16 protein-coding genes are annotated in these 18,663 nt (G+C 35.6%); 4 read left to right on the forward strand and 12 right to left on the reverse strand.

Going from position 1 to position 18,663, the window contains the following annotated elements; translation table 11 throughout:
* Positions 1–6 precede the first annotated feature (6 nt).
* The 4 genes from HGP29_RS02125 to HGP29_RS02140 all read right to left on the reverse strand — a co-directional run bounded on the left by HGP29_RS02125 (position 7) and on the right by HGP29_RS02140 (position 6,457).
* The gene (locus HGP29_RS02125) at positions 7–1,023 is read right to left on the reverse strand and encodes a transaldolase family protein (RefSeq protein WP_168880662.1); all 1,017 of its coding nucleotides are present in this window, start codon (positions 1,021–1,023) and stop codon (positions 7–9) included.
* Between the two features lie 51 nt (positions 1,024–1,074).
* Entirely contained in the window at positions 1,075–1,908 is an 834-nt protein-coding gene (gene kdsA, locus HGP29_RS02130) for a 3-deoxy-8-phosphooctulonate synthase (RefSeq protein WP_168880663.1), read from the reverse strand.
* Between the two features lie 121 nt (positions 1,909–2,029).
* On the reverse strand, positions 2,030–2,785 hold the full coding sequence (kdsB, locus tag HGP29_RS02135) for a 3-deoxy-manno-octulosonate cytidylyltransferase (protein ID WP_168880664.1): 756 nt from the start codon (positions 2,783–2,785) through the stop codon (positions 2,030–2,032).
* Between the two features lie 126 nt (positions 2,786–2,911).
* A complete protein-coding gene (locus HGP29_RS02140) occupies positions 2,912–6,457 on the reverse strand; it encodes a S8 family serine peptidase (RefSeq protein ID WP_168880665.1) in 3,546 nt (1,181 codons plus the stop codon).
* A gap of 400 nt (positions 6,458–6,857) precedes the next feature.
* Here HGP29_RS02140 and HGP29_RS02145 point away from each other — a divergent pair, with 400 nt between their 5' ends.
* Both HGP29_RS02145 and HGP29_RS02150 read left to right on the forward strand, forming a co-directional pair.
* On the forward strand, positions 6,858–8,078 hold the full coding sequence (locus HGP29_RS02145) for an Nramp family divalent metal transporter (protein WP_168880666.1): 1,221 nt from the start codon (positions 6,858–6,860) through the stop codon (positions 8,076–8,078).
* A gap of 9 nt (positions 8,079–8,087) precedes the next feature.
* Positions 8,088–8,972, forward strand: coding sequence for a cation diffusion facilitator family transporter (locus HGP29_RS02150; RefSeq protein WP_168880667.1), 885 nt, complete (start codon positions 8,088–8,090; stop codon positions 8,970–8,972).
* Here the strand turns inward: HGP29_RS02150 and HGP29_RS02155 are convergent.
* Positions 8,969–9,652: a PD-(D/E)XK nuclease-like domain-containing protein gene (locus HGP29_RS02155; RefSeq protein ID WP_168880668.1), complete on the reverse strand. Its 684-nt coding sequence runs from the start codon at positions 9,650–9,652 to the stop codon at positions 8,969–8,971. The genes HGP29_RS02150 and HGP29_RS02155 overlap by 4 nt on opposite strands.
* A gap of 199 nt (positions 9,653–9,851) precedes the next feature.
* Between HGP29_RS02155 and HGP29_RS02160 the strand changes: the two genes are divergently transcribed.
* Positions 9,852–10,919 carry a hypothetical protein gene (locus HGP29_RS02160; RefSeq protein ID WP_168880669.1) on the forward strand — a complete coding sequence of 356 codons (1,068 nt, stop codon included), beginning with the start codon at positions 9,852–9,854 and terminating at the stop codon, positions 10,917–10,919.
* 43 nt (positions 10,920–10,962) lie between these two features.
* On the opposite strand, the gene HGP29_RS02165 is transcribed toward HGP29_RS02160, so the two are convergent.
* The 6 genes from HGP29_RS02165 to HGP29_RS02190 all read right to left on the reverse strand — a co-directional run bounded on the left by HGP29_RS02165 (position 10,963) and on the right by HGP29_RS02190 (position 15,886).
* Positions 10,963–11,484 carry a gliding motility lipoprotein GldH gene (locus HGP29_RS02165; RefSeq protein ID WP_168880670.1) on the reverse strand — a complete coding sequence of 174 codons (522 nt, stop codon included), beginning with the start codon at positions 11,482–11,484 and terminating at the stop codon, positions 10,963–10,965.
* A complete protein-coding gene (gene ricT, locus HGP29_RS02170; RefSeq protein WP_168880671.1) occupies positions 11,477–12,934 on the reverse strand; it encodes a PSP1 domain-containing protein in 1,458 nt (485 codons plus the stop codon). Before ricT ends, HGP29_RS02165 begins: the two co-directional genes overlap by 8 nt.
* A 147-nt stretch (positions 12,935–13,081) precedes the next feature.
* On the reverse strand, positions 13,082–13,546 hold the full coding sequence (gene coaD / locus HGP29_RS02175) for a pantetheine-phosphate adenylyltransferase (RefSeq protein WP_168880672.1): 465 nt from the start codon (positions 13,544–13,546) through the stop codon (positions 13,082–13,084).
* Entirely contained in the window at positions 13,543–14,421 is an 879-nt protein-coding gene (locus HGP29_RS02180) for a DUF3822 family protein (protein WP_168880673.1), read from the reverse strand. The genes coaD and HGP29_RS02180 overlap by 4 nt, the downstream gene beginning before the upstream one ends.
* 2 nt (positions 14,422–14,423) lie before the next feature.
* The gene (locus HGP29_RS02185; protein WP_168880674.1) at positions 14,424–15,035 is read right to left on the reverse strand and encodes a hypothetical protein; all 612 of its coding nucleotides are present in this window, start codon (positions 15,033–15,035) and stop codon (positions 14,424–14,426) included.
* A gap of 212 nt (positions 15,036–15,247) precedes the next feature.
* On the reverse strand, positions 15,248–15,886 hold the full coding sequence (locus HGP29_RS02190) for a peptidylprolyl isomerase (protein ID WP_168880675.1): 639 nt from the start codon (positions 15,884–15,886) through the stop codon (positions 15,248–15,250).
* Positions 15,887–15,922: 36 nt separating this feature from the next.
* On the opposite strand from HGP29_RS02190, the gene HGP29_RS02195 reads away from it, so the two are divergent.
* Complete coding sequence (locus HGP29_RS02195) at positions 15,923–16,357, forward strand: VanZ family protein (RefSeq protein ID WP_168880676.1); 435 nt, start codon at positions 15,923–15,925, stop codon at positions 16,355–16,357.
* Positions 16,358–16,452: 95 nt separating this feature from the next.
* Here the strand turns inward: HGP29_RS02195 and HGP29_RS02200 are convergent, their stop codons facing one another.
* Positions 16,453–18,459 carry a glycyl radical enzyme family protein gene (locus HGP29_RS02200; protein WP_168880677.1) on the reverse strand — a complete coding sequence of 669 codons (2,007 nt, stop codon included), beginning with the start codon at positions 18,457–18,459 and terminating at the stop codon, positions 16,453–16,455.
* Positions 18,460–18,663: the final 204 nt, after the last annotated feature.

Here is an 18,663-nt window from a genome sequence, read left to right on the forward strand (position 1 = left end):
TAGAGATTAGTATTTTACGATATCTTGAACGTCTAATAAACCGATAGCTTTACCGTCAAGTGTTACTACCAATTCATCAACTTGCTTTTCTTTGATAAGGTTTGATGCAGCGAATAATAATTCGTGAGCATCGATTGAGATAGGCTCTTTTAAACCTAATTCTTTTACTTGGATGTTAGAAACATCACCACCTTTTTCAGTTACTAAACGACGTAAGTCACCATCAGTAAAGATACCGATAGCAGCACCGTTAGCATCTACTACTGTAGCTGCACCAGTTTTGTTGTTAGTCATAACAACTAAAGCTTCAGCAACTGTAGACTCAGCAGTGATTGTAGGGTTAGCTTCAGCTAAAGCATCACCAACTCTAACAGTCATTAAACGAGTATCGTTTACGAACTGATCAGTACCGATTTTTGTGAAGTGGTTCTCAGTTAATTGAGACATGATCTTCCAAGGTACAGTAATTGTATGAACACCAGCTTCAACAGCATCACGTACGTGTTGGATAGTACGAACTGATGAGAACATGATTTTAGTATTGTAACCGTAGTAGTTTACAGCTTCAACACAATCTTCAACTAATGATAAAGCATTGTGACCTTGATCTTGTAAACGACCTACAAGTGGACATACATAAGTTGCACCAGCTTGCATTGCCATATAAGCTTGTTGTAAAGTGTATACAAGGTGAATGTTCACTTTGAAACCTTCTTTTACTAACATGCTACATGCTTTAAGACCTTCTTTAGAAACAGGTATTTTGTATACTGTTTTATCACGGTCTAAACCTAAAGCTTCTTGACGCTTAGCTTCAGCAACGATTTCTTCTGCTGTATCGCCTAAAGCTTCAATTTGAAGAATAGGTACAATTTTAGATAATTCAACAATAGTTCCGTCGATATCTGTGATACCGTGACGAGCCATGAATGTTGGAGTTGTTGTTAATCCCGTCATGAACGGAAGTTGATCAAATGAAGATTTGATCTCATTAATCTCTGCTGAATCTAAATATAATTCCATACTACTATTAAGTATATAATTTGCTAATTAATATCTACTTTGAAGAAGTAATTACTTGCGGTAACTAACTTCGATGTTGTGTAATTCAATAAGAGGTTTCATAAACTCTTCTAATTGATTTACATCTAATTGACTTGCAGCATCGCAAAGTGCTTCTGATGGGCAAGGGTGAGTTTCGATAAATAAACCATCGATACCTGCAGCCACACCAGCTCTAGCCAATGTTCCTAAGTACTGACGAGCACCACCGTTTGGATCCGCAGAAGGGATACCATATTTACGAATAGAGTGAGTTACGTCGAATACTACAGGGTAACCAGTTTTTCTCATTTCATAGAATGAACGAGGGTCAACAATCAAATCATTGTAACCGAAAGAATAACCTCTCTCTGTTAAGATGATGTTTTTGTTACCAGTTGATTCAATTTTTTGAGCTGGCTTGATCATGTTCTCAGGAGCTAAGAACTGACCGTGTTTTATGTTCACTACTTTACCTGTTTCTGCTGCACCAACAACTAAGTCAGTTTGCATACATAAGTAAGCAGGGATTTGTAAGATGTCTAATACTTCAGCAGCAGGCTTCACTTGATCAGGGTAATGAATATCTGACACTAATGAGAAACCAAATTCGTCTTTGACTTTTTGCATAATGCGTAAGCCTTCCTCGATACCAGGACCTCTATAAAAATCTACAGAAGAACGGTTATCTTTCTGGAAAGAAGCCTTATAGATCATCGGAATGTTTAAACGTTCCGTAACTTCTTTTAATTTCTCTGCTGTTTTCATCATGATGCTCTCGTCCTCGATAACACAAGGTCCAGAGATCAAGAATAATTCGTCGGCACCACAGTTGATGTCACCAACTTTTACAATGTTTTTACTCATCTGTATTCTATTGCTTATTTATCAGATATTTGTCTCACAATGAAACTCAATTTCCAATGAGGCGCAATTTAGTTTTTTTTTGAAATAACGACCAATGATTAACGTTAGCTATTTGTAAATTTTAGACTAACTCTTGCATAATGTTTCTCACACGTTCCAAATCTTCTTTGGTATCAACAGGAATACTATCGTGTTCTGTAATACCTACTTTAATTTGATAACCATGCTCAATCCATCTTAGCTGTTCTAATGACTCTAATTTTTCTAAAGTCGTAGGAGCTAACGATGAGAACTTTTTCAAGGCATCATTAGTATAAGCGTACAATCCTAAGTGTTTGTAAAATGTAGTATACTGCATCCAATCCTTACGTTTTTTACCTCTTACGGTTGGGATAACAGCTCTACTGAAATACAAAGCGTTTTTATTGTGATCAAAAGTAACAAAAACTTCGCTTTCATTCTCTAAGTCTTCTGCATGAACTACAGGAGTTACGAGAGTAGCAAAGTTTGTTTCTTCATCAAAACTGTTTACTAATTCAGTTAGTGTCGATGGCTCCAATAATGGTTCGTCTCCTTGAATGTTGACTACTGCATCAAATTGACCATCAGTTTGTTTGTTGACAAGCTCAAGTGCTTCAAGACAACGAGTAGTACCATTTTCATGGTCTGCTGAAGTCATGATTACTTTTCCTCCGAAAGACTCTACTGCTTCTACAATACGCTTATCATCTGTAGCGATATAAACATCATCTAAGGCAGCTTTGGCTCTTTCATACACATGTTGGATCATAGGTTTTCCACAAATATCAGCCAATGGCTTACCCTCTAACCTAGATGACCCATAGCGTGCAGGAATAAGTCCTAAAAACTTTCGCATATTACTATAGTTGGTTCTTTTTCAATTAGTGTGCAAATGTACGACTTTGTTTTGACTATTAATCAAAACATTAACACTATAAATGATAGTTTCTTGCCTCTAGAACAATTATCTCATGAATAGATGTTAATGTATAGCAATTTTCCATGTATTGCTTCCTCCGTCTGCCTGTCCTTTCAAAATATAGGTGTGTGATGGGATATGTTTTGGTAGGTGAATTTCGTAAGTATTACCATTAATTTTATAGGGTAAACTTTCTTCGATTTTCACACCTTCAACCGTATAAAGGTCGAATTTCATTTTCCCAACATTCTTCACCGTAGAGATATTTACTTGGTGGTTGACGACAGGATTAGGATACACTATGCTATTTTCCAAGATAGAGACCACTGAGCTTGAAACATTGTCAACAGAAACTTCAATTTCTTTTGATATAATGTAAGTACAGCCGGATAAGTTACTAGCAAAGAGACGTAACTGATGAGTGCCTGCCTCTGTAAATGAAGGAGTAATACTTATGTCGTCAGTATCGCCAACTTTTTCGCCATCCATATACCATGACCATGTTCTCGCTTTATCAATTTGGGTAAATTCTGCAGTGATACTTCCTCCAATATGAGAGGTACTATCTGATAAGCTGTAGTCGGTAATGACTTCATCTACTAAGATATCGACCTTAGTATAATCATTTTCACTAGTTAACTCTGCACAAGTAATATAGAAGAGTGTATCAGATGAGATATCTGTTAAGGTTAGTGTTTTGCCGCTATATAAAGGGGTTACTAATAGTTCATTATCATAAAAATTATAACTGTTACATCCAGCGGGAGCAATGATTACATTTGTATTCTTACAAACATTCATTGGGCTGGAAACAGATAATATAGGAATAGCATCTCCGGTTAATTGAATCAAGTCACCATTATAAACATATCTACCTTGAGATTGTACATAATAATGATCGATACTATCAATTAAGACTTGGAAGATTCTTCCTCTAGAAATCAATTCAGCATTGCTATTCGAAGACTCTTTTTTGTAAAGAGCTAAAGAATCAAAGTTTGATGTATGGATGTCTACATATTCACCTTGATGAGCAATCTGATGGGCCACAACAGGAGATGGACTTTTCAGCCAATATTGTGCTGTAACTTCAGTACTATCTAACTGTGTGATTAGTTCATCATATGAATCTGCTACTGAAACAAGGAAACCTACTCTAACTTCTTCATTGATTTTTACACTTGGAAGACTGACACCGATTACTGAGCTGACATTTGTTCCTGATGCACCATTACTAATATTAATCGTTCCTATACCTGAAGTAAGTGACTGAATTTTTTCTGCATCTGAAAATCCATCACTGATGTCTATATCACTAGTACCATCTTTTTGATCTAAACATTGTACGTGAACTTGCCCTTCATTAAGCAATCGAACGGCAGCATATCGAGTATCTCTTGCATGTTTGGCAATGATTGTTTGGGTTGTTGGATCATAAGAAATTTCACCACTATCTAAAGGGTAAGAAATACTAGATCCTTCAAAACTCATCATCCAATCGGTAAATAAACCAACTCTTACGGAATCGAATGTACCATTTCCTCTATTGGTGATTTTTAACTCAGTGAAAATAGATTTTTCTCTATCGATAATAAATCGGCCAAACAATTTCTGATCAATTTCAATACCTATAGGTTGATCAGCGTCTTCATCTGCAAAAGAAGTATTGTATTGGTAGATTGGGTAATTTTCATCTACAGTTGGAGCATACTCTAAAGCGATAGGGGTCGTTCCAACAAAGTCTGCACTTCTGATATCGCTTTCAGGGTTGGTGTAGGTTGCGTCCACTACTTTATTGTCGGCTACAACCATAAATCCAGCCTGTCTTGTAATTTGATGGCTATTATAATTAAGTCCATTTCTTGTACCTAAAGTACCTTCAGGCCTAAAGTAACCATAGAGGTAATTAAAGCTAATATATTGTTCTAAAGTGATATTTAGTTCAACATTTTGCCAGTCATGGTAATTATTTGCATCATCATAGAAATCAAGTCTGAAGTAATGGTTACTGTGTACAGACCCGGAAGGTTCTAGCTTAAATGTAAATGGGAAGCTACTATTGTTGGTGGTTTGTAACTCACTTAACTGACCTATGGAAATTTCATTCGAAATAGGTGTGAAATCATCACTGTAAGAAGAGATTTCTATTCTAAGATTGGAATTACCATTGAGTATATTTTGAAAATCAAACCAGACTTCCATCGTATCACCAGGAGTGATGGAAATATCGTCAGTGTTTAATTTACTCCATTTGATATTGCTAGCTCTAACAACGTGTATATTATCTCTTTGAGTAAGGGCTAGGTGTGCATCAACTATACCAAAACCTTGTAAATAGTTTAGGTTTTCGTTTCCAGTTTCGCTGTAAAAAGTAGAGTCTGAAGTAAAGCGAATCAATTCAGCTACTTGCTTGGCTGTAAGGTCAGGGTAGTGTGCCCTTACTAGTCCTGCTATACCAGCAACAGTTGGACTGGCATATGAAGTTCCTCCTCCATTACCATAGCTATTGTCTTTATGTGGTGCCAATGAGCCATCTGCTCCGGCAACATCAATTAAATAACCTCTTGTCCTATTTCTATTTACTCTATTTGCATCTACTCCAGTGACAGCCAGTACATTTTCATAACAAGCAGGGTAGTAGTCTGTAGGTACATTTCCATGCGTATTATTTCCGGCTGCTGCAACAAACAGAATATCATATTCAGCATCTTCAGCATAGAAGCTGATAATTTCTTGGTAGGCAATTGATTTTGTACTGTTGCTTCCCCAAGACATATTGATAATTTTTACTCCGGGTTGTTCTGCCACATATACAAGACTACTTAATGCACTTCTTACAGTAGGCAAGTAAGTGGTATGAAAACCAGATCCTGTAGTACCAATGTTGTTGTCAGAACTAGCAGTACCATTTCCAGCTACTGTTGTACCATGGTCAGTACCTGTTAAATCATTCGAATTTTTAGTGAAGTTCCAGCCATGGAAGTCATCAATATATCCATTGTTATCATCATCGACTCCATCAAATCCGTTTATTTCTGCAGTGTTTTCATAGAGGTTGTTGGTCAGGTCTTCATGGTCCACTTGGAAACCACTATCATGAAGACCAATTACAACGGACGGGTTACCTCTACTGATGTTCCAAGCTTCATAAAGGTTGTGTAATGAGATTGAGAATTGTTCTCCACTTCTTGGGTCATTTGGAATGTATTGAAGGTCATCCACAAAATCTTCTACTTCAACATATTCAACCAAAGGATGTTTTTTAAGCTCTATAATACTTTGTTCGACAGAAGCACCATCTTTCAAGTGAATCTCTAAGATGTCCGGTACCTCTCTTGGAAAAAAACGAGTATTTGAAAAAACAGAAGTTTTAGGGTGTAATAAATGCTTGTAGCTTGAAGGAGATAACATTTCTGCAGGGTAGTCTCTATCTTCAATATAAGTTCTTGACCAAGGCTGAAGTATGGAGGCAGAAGAACTTTTTAATTTAGCATAGATGACTTTCTTATTTCCTTTTGATTCTTGTGCCAGTGTATTGAATGCAGAAAGAATGAATAAAGGTATAAGTATAAGGTGATATATATATTTATGTATGTTGTTCCAACTCATGTTTCAAATAGATTTCAATACAGTTAAAAACGCTGGTTTCGTTTTCAGCCTGTCAACTACTACTAAAATAGTAAGTTCTTTAGAAGTAGCAGAATATAAAGTAGTTATCTATTAATCTGATACAGATTAGATTAAGTTTTATGATGATAGGGTTAAATCATTAATTTGTAAGTTACAAAGATAGGTTATTCTCCTGTAACCAAATAACTATCAACTAATGTAAAGATTTTTTGATTAAAGACATACCTTTTAGTGAGCATAACTATCAATAAACTTTCACTATAAATAAAAGCACTTCATTTTTTATATTTTTCAATCATTTATTTATAGAGAGTATATTCAATTACCTCGTATATAAAAGCTATTATCAATCTAAAAGGAGTGATTCAATCTGTTCACTATGAATAAATTAAAAAATAAATTAAAGTACGTTGGCGCTGGTCTGCTTGTAACAGTCGGTTTTATTGATCCAGGAAACTGGGCAACAAATGTAGAAGCGGGTAGTACATATGGTTATTCCTTATTATGGGTAATTACATTGTCCACAATAATGTTGATTGTTTTCCAGCATAATTCGGCTCATTTGGGTATTGCAAGTGGTTATTGTTTATCTGAATCTATAGGTAAATATATTCGTAAGCCATGGAAACAAATTTGGATAATTTCAGCAATTGGAGCAGCAATTTGTACTGCTTTGGCAGAGCTTTTAGGTGGAGCGATAGCCTTACAGATGTTGTTTGATATACCCATCAAAGCAGGAGCAGTGATGACAGGTATTCTAGTGATTACCGCTCTATTTGGTAGATCTTATGAAAAAGTAGAAATATGGATTGTGGGCATGGTTTCGATCATAGGGTTTGGATTTATTGTAGAATTGAATTTGGTCGATGTGGATTGGACAGCGTCTGCAGTTTCTTCTGTTCTTCCAACAATACCAATGGGTTCCGGTATTTTGATATTAGGCTTACTTGGTGCTGTTGTGATGCCTCATAATATGTTTTTACATTCTGATATTATACAGCAACAGCATTATTTCGATCAATCTGAGGTTGTCATCAAAAAGAAACTAAAATCGGAGTTTAAAGATACGATGCTTACCATGGTTATCGGTTGGGTGATTAACTCTGCTATGATTATTGTTGCAGCGGCGGCTTTCTACAATCATGTTGAAGTCACCGATTTGGTACAAGCAGAAAAGTTATTGGAACCTATAGCCGGTAAAGCATCTTCAATCATTTTTGCTGTCGCCTTATTATTAGCAGGGGTTTCTTCTTCTGTGACTGCAGGTATGGCAGGTGGTACTATTTATTCTGGACTGTATCAAAAATCTTATGATAGTAATGATAAAGATTCAAGAATTGGGATTCTTATTACCATACTTGGAGGAGTAATTCTAATCTTTTTTATAGGAGACCCTTTTCAGGCTTTGATCTATTCGCAGATGATGTTAAGCTTTCAGTTACCTATCACAATAATCTTATTGATATACCTAACTTCCTCAAAAAAGGTGATGGGTAAATTCATCAATAAAGGACTCGAAAAATATGCACTTTATTTCTTTGCATCTGTTGTCATCTTTCTCAATGTTTTGATTCTCATTCTTCAATTTACAGGAAGCTAAATCATACTTATGGAAAAGAAAATAGATAAAAAAAAGGAGACATTAAAAGCGAGTATGTTTAGCATTATCGGTAATACGCTTTTGGCAGGGATTAAAGGTACAGCTGGAGTTTTAGGGCATTCCTATGCTTTGATTGCCGATGCTATAGAATCAACAACTGATATTGTTTCTTCTATTATCGTATTGTTTGGTGTACAATATGCTCAGAAAAGCCCTGACGTAAAACACCCTTATGGTTATGGGAAAATAGAACCTGTGATGACCATTTTTATTGGTTTACTATTGGTTTTTTCTGGTTGCTTTATTGGGTATAATAGTATCGAAAATATAGTATCGCCAGAAGTAATGGTACCTGAAAAGTGGACGTTATTTGTTATAGGTCCTATTATTCTTTGGAAAGAATTGTCTTTTCAGTGGGTGATGAGGAAAGCGAAGAAAACTCAAAGTACTTCATTAAAAGCAGATGCTTGGCATCATAGAGCAGATGCAGTAACGTCACTAACTGCTTTTATAGGTATCTCCATATCATTGTACTTTGGAGAAAGTTTCCATCATGCTGATAGCTATGCAGCATTGTTTGCAGCAGCGTTTATTTTATGGAATAGTTATAGGTTAATTAAGCCAGCTGTGGATGAACTATTGGACAAACAAATCTACAATAGTGTGATAGACCATATTGGTCAGATTGCTAAACGCAACAAGCAAATAGACAATATGGAAAAATGCTTGGTGAGAAAATCAGGTATGTTTTATAGTATTGACCTACATATTAGAGTCAACCCAAGGTTTACAGTAAAAAAAGGCCATGAGATTGCTCATGAATTGAAGCATGAGATAATGAGTGAAATCCCCAATATCATTGATGTTTTAATCCATGTGGAGCCCACCTATTAGATTCTCTTTTTAAATGATCTAAGGTTTATCGCTTGTTCGATCAATTCAGGTGTGTCAGCTAATTTCTTTAATAAAATATCAGCTTTTTCTTTTCCAGCTTTTAAATAGGGATCATCTTTTTCCCATTCCAATCGGAATAATCTACCTTTAGAAACTTTACTTACGCCAATAACTCTTGCAATTGGTGCTTCAAGTGGGATATTGTAAAAAGCGATTTGTCGATCGAAATCATTTCTTAAAACTTGCTTTTCAAAAGCATCTCTCCATGTTCTTGAAGTCGTTTTTAAATCTACGACAACTTCGCCTTCAATAAATAAATCGGGCTTGGCTTTACATTCAAGTCCTGTGATGGGGTCTTTCCAAAATACACATTTTTCAATTTGTACTTTAGGATGTTCTAGAAGCTCTGAAAGCAACGGATAATTTAGTGCCGTTTTAGCGATTCTATCAATTCGTGATGCTTGTTTGTCTGGAACTCTTTTACCCATTTGTTCCCATACATGAGGTTCAAGTATTGCGGCATGCAACATCGTTCCTTCCCTTAATGCTTTTTTAGGAGTATGTGGTTGTTTACCCAATAGTAATAATTGAGCATTTTTAATATCTGTATTGGCTAAAGCAGGATGGTTTCTGTATTCTGCTTCTTCCATTTCTATAATTTCGTAGGGAACTGTTGACATATTTATGGAATGAATGAAACGCAAAGATGCATTACTAAAAAAAGACTATCAAGAAAGATGTTGTCAATTCTGAGATTATTAGATTTCATTCATTATTTCCATAGAAATCTGATTTTATAAGGATTAAAAAATCCGTACTTTTAAGGTATCAAAAATTGAAAAAGAATAACTTTTATCTGCTTTATTCAAAGCGAAATATATGGCATTAATCAGTAAGAAAAAGGTTCCATATCCAGTAACTGAACCTCTAGAATACTTCTTAGATCAATATGATAGGGTGTCTCCTGTAAATATCAAATACGAAGATCTATGTCGTTTTAATAGTGCAATTCCATTATACGATTCCAATGGAGAAGATACACTGTGGATTACAGTATTCTACGCTCAAGAAGACATGGAGGAGCTGTATAAAACACTGAAAAAATTATATGCTTCATTAAGAGCAGATGGTAACCTTACAGTCATGGAACACCTTTTTATTGATAGGGTAGACATGTGTACGTATGGTAATACTAAGCCTTTTAGAATTAGAGTAGTTAACCGTATAAATGATAACTTCGACTACTTTTATGTGAAAGTAGCGGATGCATCACGTATTTACGGATTAGAGTTAGAAGATATACTTTCTCCAAATAAAGTAAGTTACCTAGTTACTGATCAAACGCTTATTGAAGAGCATATTCCAGGTATACCAGGAGATATGTTTATCAATAGCTACTTGGAGGATGGTCATCAAAATAAAACCCGTTTAACGAAAGAATTTGTTAAGTTCAACGAACGTTGTTTTGTACAACTACTAGGAGACATGCACTCTTCGAACTGGGTAGTTTTAATGGTGCCGGATTTTGATGAAATTAACTATAGAATCCGACCAATTGACTTTGATCAGCAAAGTTATGAGGGAAGAAGAAATATATACATGCCTCAATTCTATCGTCAGAACAACTCTATATTAAAACTGATGATGGGTAAAATCTCTTGGGAGTCTGTACGACAGTATCAAGCCGAGGAACGTTTTATGATTGCGACAAGGGTGATGGGCTTTAGACATAGAGCAAAAGACATTCTAAAGACGATGCGTAAAGACATTATTGCTCCAAAAGAAAATGTGATGTCTCTTCGACAAGACCTGTCAGATCATTACAAAAGTTCTAGGTTCCTTAAGTGTGAGAATATGGGAGAGATAGTCACTGAGTCTATCGAGCATGTATTAAGAAGGCAAGATAAATACAAGGATATGTTTGATTTCCAATCTCCATATACTTAGAAATAAAAAAGGAGAGTACACTAATTGTACTCTCCTTTTTTATTTATTCTGCAATCTCAATACGATAACCTATTCCCATAATTCCTTCTAGTGAATCAGGTCTCATATAGTGACTTATATTCAATTGATAACTTCCTTCTTCAGGGAATTTCATTTTCTTTTTTAATAGCAGAGGATGATTATAAACTGCACCAGTACTACTATTGCCTAAAGAGTTTTCTACTTCTCCAAAAGGTTCGCCCGTCTTCACTTCAAACAGCTGAAAGTCCGACATTTTATTAGCGATTAAGGTATCAGCAGCCAATGAATCTGCAGAGGTTAATTGATACTTTAGATAGATATTCTGAAAAGGATAATTCTCAGTATTTCTAACATAAGCGATCAAGTTGTATGCTTGACTTTTGTCTTCAATATCAAATTGAAAGGAAGCGATAGAATCTACCGGCCAAATCTCTTGATTGTAATCTACATATTCTTCATTTACCCTATTGGCATCACAAGAGAATAACAACGAGGCAACGAAAAGGCTACAAACAAATTGAAATAAATGATTCAGCTTAGTCATTATTGTTAGGTCTTTTACGTCTTTTTCCTTTGAAATTTGGTTTGAAAGAACGCTTTTGTCCTTCTTTTTTAGGAGCATTCTTAGGGTTTGTATTCTGCTGTTTCTTTCCTTCAGGAGTTGCCCCTTGATTTTGTTTCTGTTGGCTTGACTTCTGATTCGGATTGTTTTTGGCAGAAGGGTTGTTTCCCTTTTTAGGTCCATTTTTAGCCTGCTGCTTTTGTGGTTGAGGAACCTTAGGTCCCTTGTTTTGTGGTTGTCCACCTTTTTTGTTAGCAGGTTGATTTTTTGGTCCCTGTTTTTTCCTGTTGTCTTTTTGTTGAGGTTGTTGTTTTCCTCCTTTTTGATCACCGCCTTTTTTCTTGTTGCGTGATTTTTTAGGAGAGATAGGTTGCTTGTCAAGAATAGAACTTAATTTCTGTTCTTGTAAAGCAAGTGATTTATCTACATTGTCCTCTTCTAAAGTTTCAGGGAATTTCCCTTTAGCGTTCATCTTAGTGACTTCATCTACACGCTCTGTAGAGATGACATGCCATGTAGTTTCACCTTGGAAACTAAACCACATACGCTTACGGAAAATATCTACTTTTTGAAGTTGTGCTTCACCTTTTTGAGTTTGAAGATTTTTATCAATCATTGGAATATCTACCAATGCATCAATGTATGTTTCTAACTCGTAGTTTAGACAACATTTCAAACGTCCACATTGCCCAGATAACTTACTAGGGTTCAATGATAGGTTTTGATACCTAGCTGCTGATGTAGAAACACTCTTAAATTCAGTTAGCCATGTAGAGCAACATAATTCTCTACCACAAGAACCAATACCACCTAAACGGCTGGCTTCCTGACGTAAAGAAATCTGACGCATTTCTACTCGGATTTTAAACTCGCTGGCCAATACTTTAATCAGTTGACGGAAATCGACTCTGTCATCTGCAGAATAGTAAAATGTAGCTTTAGAATTGTCTGCTTGAAAATCAACATCAGACAATTTCATATCAAGATTTAAGTCCTGAATGATTTCACGAGTTTTATAGAGAGTAGGTATCTCTCTATTTTTTACCATAGCTAACTTTTCCAAGTCTTTTGGAGTAGCATGGCGAAGAATTGATAAGATGTTTTCGTCGTCTTCAATTCCTTTTTTGATCATTTGTAGATGTACAAGGTCTCCTTGTAAACTAACATGACCAATATGATGACCGTTTCCAGTATCTACAACAAGAGGGTCTCCAGTATATATTTCAAGGTGTTGGTCATTTTTGAAATAACCTTTTCTACCACCTTTGAATTTTATTTCTACTATATTAAAACGTTGCGATGACGGCAAATCCATGTCGCCAAGCCAATCAAAAGCGTTTAGTTTACTACATCCGCCCGAGCGGCAATCACCATTGCTTCCACAGCCTGTCGGCACTCCACACGCCACCGTTGAACACGATTGACATCCCATAATCTATATATTTATACTATCTGTCGATAGGTTCGGCAACCTAGCCTGAATGCAATTTAGCATTTAATCATTTAACAGCACCTTTCCCATGAAATTTATGTGGAAAAATGCTGTTAATATAAAATTTGATAGAGAAAGTAATCATTGTTACTCCTCGTCGTTTTTAAGCTCAAAAGGAACAAATTCTCCTACATCATGTCCAAATTTATGCAGTTCTCTGATAATGGACGAACTTAGATGTGAGTATTCAGGAGAAGTGTAAATAAAAATAGTGTCTAAGCCATTAATGTGTCTATTGGCTTGAGCAATACTATTTTCATATTCAAAGTCTGTTGTATTACGAAGACCTCTAAGTAATACATGGGCACCTAAGTCTTTAGCAACCTTAGCGGTAAGATCTTGGTAAAGTATAACTTTTATTTGAGGGTTATCACTGAAGTGTTCTTCAATTAGATCTTTCATTTTTTCGGCAGGGAAAAATCTCTTCTTTTTAGAGTTGTGACCTATGCCAATGATGATTTCATCAAAAAGTTGAGCACCTCGAAGTGCAATATCTTCATGCCCTTTTGTGAAAGGGTCAAAAGTTCCAGGGAAAAAAGCTATTCTTTTCATCGATTTAATTTCATATTACCAATAATGTCAACTGCTGAATATTCTTCAGGTTCTTGATCAAATTGGTAAGCAAAACGAACATCTGATGGTCTAGTACCTAAATGTACTTTACTAATAAATTGTCTTAAAGTTTTGATCGACTCATCATCATTTTTGATCTCCCCCCAAATATATAAGGGAACATCTTTGGCTGACAATTTCAGTTCATCAATAACAAAAAGTACGAAGTATAATAAATCTTGAGGTGTTTTGTATTTGAAGGTGTTCGCAAATTCAATGCTATTGTCCTCCTTACATTTAATCACCTGAAGCGTATTACTGTCAATATAACAGTGTATAGCATTGTTATCTTTTTCAATTGCTTCAATCATAAAACTTTCTGAGCTATGATTATAAGTGATTTCAGAGTTGCTATACATTTCTTTTAACCATTCTTCTAACTCGATAGGTACTGCAAACGTAATGTTGGCATCAAAAGGAGTAGAGTGGTTATAAACACGGTCTTTCTTTTTATTAAACTTAGAAGTCAGTGTTAATGCATTTTCTCCAGCTTCATTGTCTGAAATACCTGATGGTAAATAGGCGAATGTTGGTAAGGCAGAGATGATATGTACGTTTTTCCAAAACGCAGCATTCAAGAAAGAGTGTTTCTGCACAATATTATGCAGATTGACAATTAGAGCAGTAGTATTGAGTGCAGGATCATAGATATATGATTCCAGAGCAAGGCACTCATTGTTTTCGGCATCATATACCCCAATAGCCAAACAGCTTTGATGTATTCTCAAATGCAAGCTGTAATCAGCAAGTTGAGCAACATCAAAGCTGTCTGAATGTACGGAGTATCTGACTGATTCAAATAGCAGATCTTCCAATTTTATTCCCAGTTACCTGAAGTTGTAGCTTCACTTAATGAACCAAACTTAAGAAGTCTTCTTGTAGGAGATGCATTTGATTCTTTACGTTGTTTATCACGAGGGAATCTATCTACTACTTCGATAACAGCTACAGTAGCGTTACCCTTCTTAATTTTATCGGCAGAAAGTTCAAATTCTTTTCCATTTTTACCAGGGATTAATTTCAATTTAGCAGCACTAAAAGTACCGAAATCCTCCACTGGGAAAATTTTCTCTCTAACTTGGATTGCATCGATTGTGTCATATTCGATACGAACAGAGTCAGTACGAGTATAATATAAAGGATCATCCTTAGTACGAGCTTGGATAATTTCCTTTTTAGATACGTTGTACAATGAATCGTTATCAATGAACATTGCTAAAGTATCCCAAGAAGCTGTATATTCTTTGTATCGTTGGAAGTATGCTGTTTCAGCATCACGAATCATTTTTAAGCTTCTAATCACGTTTTTCTCAGAAACACGGATTTCTTCAGATTCTTTAATTGTGTCAAAAACACTGTGGTATAATGAATAACCCAGGAAAAGTACCACTGGGATCATTAAAAGTGTAAGTATTTTTGTTTTTGTCATTTCTCTAAGAGTTTGTTGTAATCTTGCTGCGAACTAAATACTATTTATAATCAAAATAAACGATATGATTTTAATAAATCATAATGACATTTTTATCAACATATCAATTTTGACCAAGGCAAATTTAATTAGAAAAGTGATAAAAAATAATTCCGTTAACCTAAAACTTGTTACGATAACGCGTTAAAATGACTTTTTTTTGCAAATAGTCTCTAAAAGTTATCTAAATCAAAAGTTTTAGCTATATCCTTCTTCTTTTGTTTAACAACTTTTATGTTTATTTCATATCTATTTAGGGGTTCTCCGTCATCATCGATCTCTAAATCAGCAATCTTTTCTACAACATCCATTCCTTTGATAACTCTTCCAAAAACGGTATAACTGCCATCTAAATGATGTGCGCCCTCTTTGGCCTCAACAATATAGAATTGGGAGCCACTCGAAGATTTACTTGGGTTGATTTCATCATTTTGTCGGGCAGCACCAACAGCGCCATAATCATGTACTAGCTCGTCTGTAAACTCACTATTGATAGTATAGCCAGGATTTCCAATGCCAATACGTGTGGAGTCTCCATCGGATCTAGTGTTAGGGTCACCACCTTGTATCATAAATCCTTTTAAAACTCTATGGAATGTTGTGCCATTATAAAAGCCTTCTTGAGCAAGTTTTAGAAAATTCTTTTTATGCTCAGGGGTTTTATCAGAAAGTAATAATACAATTTCTCCATAATCAGAAGTGATAATGGCTAATTGGTCTTTTCCTCTTAGTTTTTTACTCTTTTGAGCAGCTACTTCAGAAAAACTGAAAAAACACAATAGAAGGGTGATATATAATGGGATAGAACGCATATTTTTGCGGCTTGATATGATTATACAAAATTTGTAATGACGAAAATAGAAAACAAGAACGGAATACTAAAAGATATTTTATTCTTCCTGCCATCAATTATTTGGTTTGCAATGACAATCAAGTTGTTGTTGACTGTTGCACCTGTGGATCCGGATAATTTTTTTTCAAAGATCCCTCATTTTGATAAAGTGGCTCACTTTGGGATTTTTGGAATATTTACAGCTTGCCTTATGTTTTCTTTTTGTGGGTCATCTATCCTCAATAGGAATAAGAAAAAGATTATTCTAACCGTATTAAGTATAGTATTGGTTTGGGGAGCGGCTACTGAAGTTTTACAAGGCTTGCTGTTAGATGCTAGAGAAGGAGATGTGTTTGACTTTTTTGCGGACGCTATAGGTGGATTTCTAGGAGTGTATTGTTATGATATTCTAAATAGATTAGTACCTATAGTTCCTATATATAACAGATAATATTAACTAAAAACGGAAAAAGCCTATCACAACAAATAAGTATGTGATAGGCTTTTGTATTTTGAAAGAAAGGCTAGCCCCTTCTTAGTTTGTCATTACAGTTGACAGTGGTCACCGTCACAGAATTTCTCAGCTTCAACATCTTGACCTTGACCCATCTCATCGAAGTTCAATGGTTTAATATGTTTGGCTAGCTCCTCATACTTATCTTGTGAGATTTCTTCGTAAGGCATCTGAGGATATACTGTGTTACCTAATTCTAATTTTGGTAAGAATGAGATAGATTTCAAGTGGTATTGGAAGTAATTTAAGATTGGCTCAATCTGATTTGCTTCATCCTTCTTGAAAGTTACAGTTACTGAAACTTGGTTATCTGCCCAATAGCGTTGTAAGAATGCAGCAAGGTGTACTTGTTCCCAAATACCTACTTGGTTGACAGTTCTTACGTTTGGAATCTCTACCGGGATTGAAACTACCATTGTATCAGACTCTGAAACTGATGGTTCAACGTGGTAATTTGCTGCGATACACTTCTCAATAAGAGGTGATTTTTTCGACAAACGAATACGTCTGATGTAGTGATTACTTTCTGGGTAGTGCATACCTGGTGTTACACCTGGAAGTAATGATACAGTACCTGAAGGTTTTACAGAAGTAGTTTTTACTGATGGAGTAACACATAACCACTCAGCATAAATTGTATCCCAATTTTGAATAGTTTTGTATCCTTCATCACACCATTGTCTGAAAGTATCGATACCATGTTTTTCAACAAACTGAGCAATACCAGACATTGATGTGCCAATACGACGGTTTCTTAATAATACCCTGTTGGTTTCAGGCCAGTGAGTATTCGTTAATGTTACCGTTTTAGCATATAAATAAGCGAACTTAAGAGTTCTTAAATAATCTTCTTTAGATGTAGCTCTAGTAGGGAATGTTTCTACTAAACAGCAAAGTTCGTAAGATTCTAGTGTTTGCTCAGCACAAGGGTTAGTACCCATAGATCTGTTGTCTTTGTTGTCTGGAGCATCACCCATACGACCAAACTTACGCATGTTGTCTAACCAGATATAACCCGGCTCACCATTTACAGCAGTTTGATTTGCTACTTTACCGTAATCCATACCGACAGTAGAGAATACAGAGTTGTTAGAAGACCATCCGTATTCAGAACGGTGTGCTGAAGATCCTTCCATTTGTTGAGTTTCAGGATTCCAACGGTAGTCTTTTAGTTTTAAGTATTCTTCATCATCAGGATTACCAAATACAATCTCTGCAGATCTACGAACGTTACCAGCAACTACACAACAACCGATCATGTTCATGATATCTACAATATCAGTTACAGTGATTGTAGCACCTTCTGGTCTACCTGTAAACATAGTTCTGATTTGATCATGAAGTTTCATTAAAGGACCAGGTCCAGATGACATACCTCCGAATCCTTTGATCGGTAAACCTGCTTCTCTAATCTTAGAATAATCAAATTCTACGTTCACTCTTCCTGCGTGGAAAAATGAGTCAAGTAACATTCCTGTACTGTTTACCCAACCTTCACGAGAATCTGGAATTACGTAAGTAACCTTGTCTTCGCTGCTTGGTTGATAAATTGTTACAGTACCTGCTCCTTTAGTATCAAAACCAACACCAACACCTAGCATTGACATATCCATTAAAAACTCAAATGGTTTTGTTGGATCCTCTGCCATTGTTTCTGTACTAACAAATGAACAGTTGTTTAATGCAGCAAAAAGATTTCTTTTGGTAGTTAGTTCCGAACCCATTGCCCATAGACCACGACCTGGAGGTAAGAATTTCATATTGAACATTCGGTCGTACATTTCTTGAGCAGAGAGCTGTGCTTTATTGTCATCCCATCCTAATTGGTACTTAAGGATGTGATTTTTTTGGATTGTATAAGTACCTTCAACAACACGCTTAACAGTTTCCCACCATACCTCGTTAGTTCCGTCATCTTTAAGGCGAGAATAAGTACGCATGTAAACTAGTTCACCCAAACCGTTGAATCCAAACGGCGGACGTACTGTTTTGTACTTGTCAAGAAAGCTGTCATTCAAGGCGAATTTATATGTCATCATTTTTTAGAAATGTTATAGTATATCAACACACACTGCCGATACACAAGGGTACTGGTATTTTTCTAGTTTTGTTTATCTATTTTTCAAAATCAAACCTTGTAATAATATAAGGAGATAATATTATTAATACAAGATGTATATGTCTGTTTTTTAATTGATTATAGACAAATAATTAAGGAGTAGAAATCCTTTAGATTAATAAAA

The sequence above is a fragment of the Flammeovirga agarivorans genome, from assembly GCF_012641475.1.
GTDB classification, from domain to species: domain Bacteria; phylum Bacteroidota; class Bacteroidia; order Cytophagales; family Flammeovirgaceae; genus Flammeovirga; species Flammeovirga agarivorans.

Excerpts from the sequence above, each read along its gene's own strand:
- HGP29_RS02140 (WP_168880665.1), bottom strand. The coding sequence starts at position 6,457 with ATGAGTTGGAACAACATACATAAATATATATATCACCTTATACTTATA.
- kdsA (WP_168880663.1), bottom strand. The coding sequence starts at position 1,908 with ATGAGTAAAAACATTGTAAAAGTTGGTGACATCAACTGTGGTGCCGAC.
- HGP29_RS02145 (WP_168880666.1), top strand. The coding sequence starts at position 6,858 with ATGAATAAATTAAAAAATAAATTAAAGTACGTTGGCGCTGGTCTGCTT.
- HGP29_RS02200 (WP_168880677.1), bottom strand. The coding sequence starts at position 18,459 with ATGATGACATATAAATTCGCCTTGAATGACAGCTTTCTTGACAAGTAC.
- HGP29_RS02155 (WP_168880668.1), bottom strand. The coding sequence starts at position 9,652 with ATGTCAACAGTTCCCTACGAAATTATAGAAATGGAAGAAGCAGAATAC.
- ricT (WP_168880671.1), bottom strand. The coding sequence starts at position 12,934 with ATGGGATGTCAATCGTGTTCAACGGTGGCGTGTGGAGTGCCGACAGGC.
- HGP29_RS02195 (WP_168880676.1), top strand. The coding sequence starts at position 15,923 with ATGACGAAAATAGAAAACAAGAACGGAATACTAAAAGATATTTTATTC.
- HGP29_RS02165 (WP_168880670.1), bottom strand. The coding sequence starts at position 11,484 with ATGACTAAGCTGAATCATTTATTTCAATTTGTTTGTAGCCTTTTCGTT.
- kdsB (WP_168880664.1), bottom strand. The coding sequence starts at position 2,785 with ATGCGAAAGTTTTTAGGACTTATTCCTGCACGCTATGGGTCATCTAGG.
- HGP29_RS02185 (WP_168880674.1), bottom strand. The coding sequence starts at position 15,035 with ATGACAAAAACAAAAATACTTACACTTTTAATGATCCCAGTGGTACTT.
- HGP29_RS02125 (WP_168880662.1), bottom strand. The coding sequence starts at position 1,023 with ATGGAATTATATTTAGATTCAGCAGAGATTAATGAGATCAAATCTTCA.
- HGP29_RS02190 (WP_168880675.1), bottom strand. The coding sequence starts at position 15,886 with ATGCGTTCTATCCCATTATATATCACCCTTCTATTGTGTTTTTTCAGT.
- coaD (WP_168880672.1), bottom strand. The coding sequence starts at position 13,546 with ATGAAAAGAATAGCTTTTTTCCCTGGAACTTTTGACCCTTTCACAAAA.
- HGP29_RS02150 (WP_168880667.1), top strand. The coding sequence starts at position 8,088 with ATGGAAAAGAAAATAGATAAAAAAAAGGAGACATTAAAAGCGAGTATG.
- HGP29_RS02160 (WP_168880669.1), top strand. The coding sequence starts at position 9,852 with ATGGCATTAATCAGTAAGAAAAAGGTTCCATATCCAGTAACTGAACCT.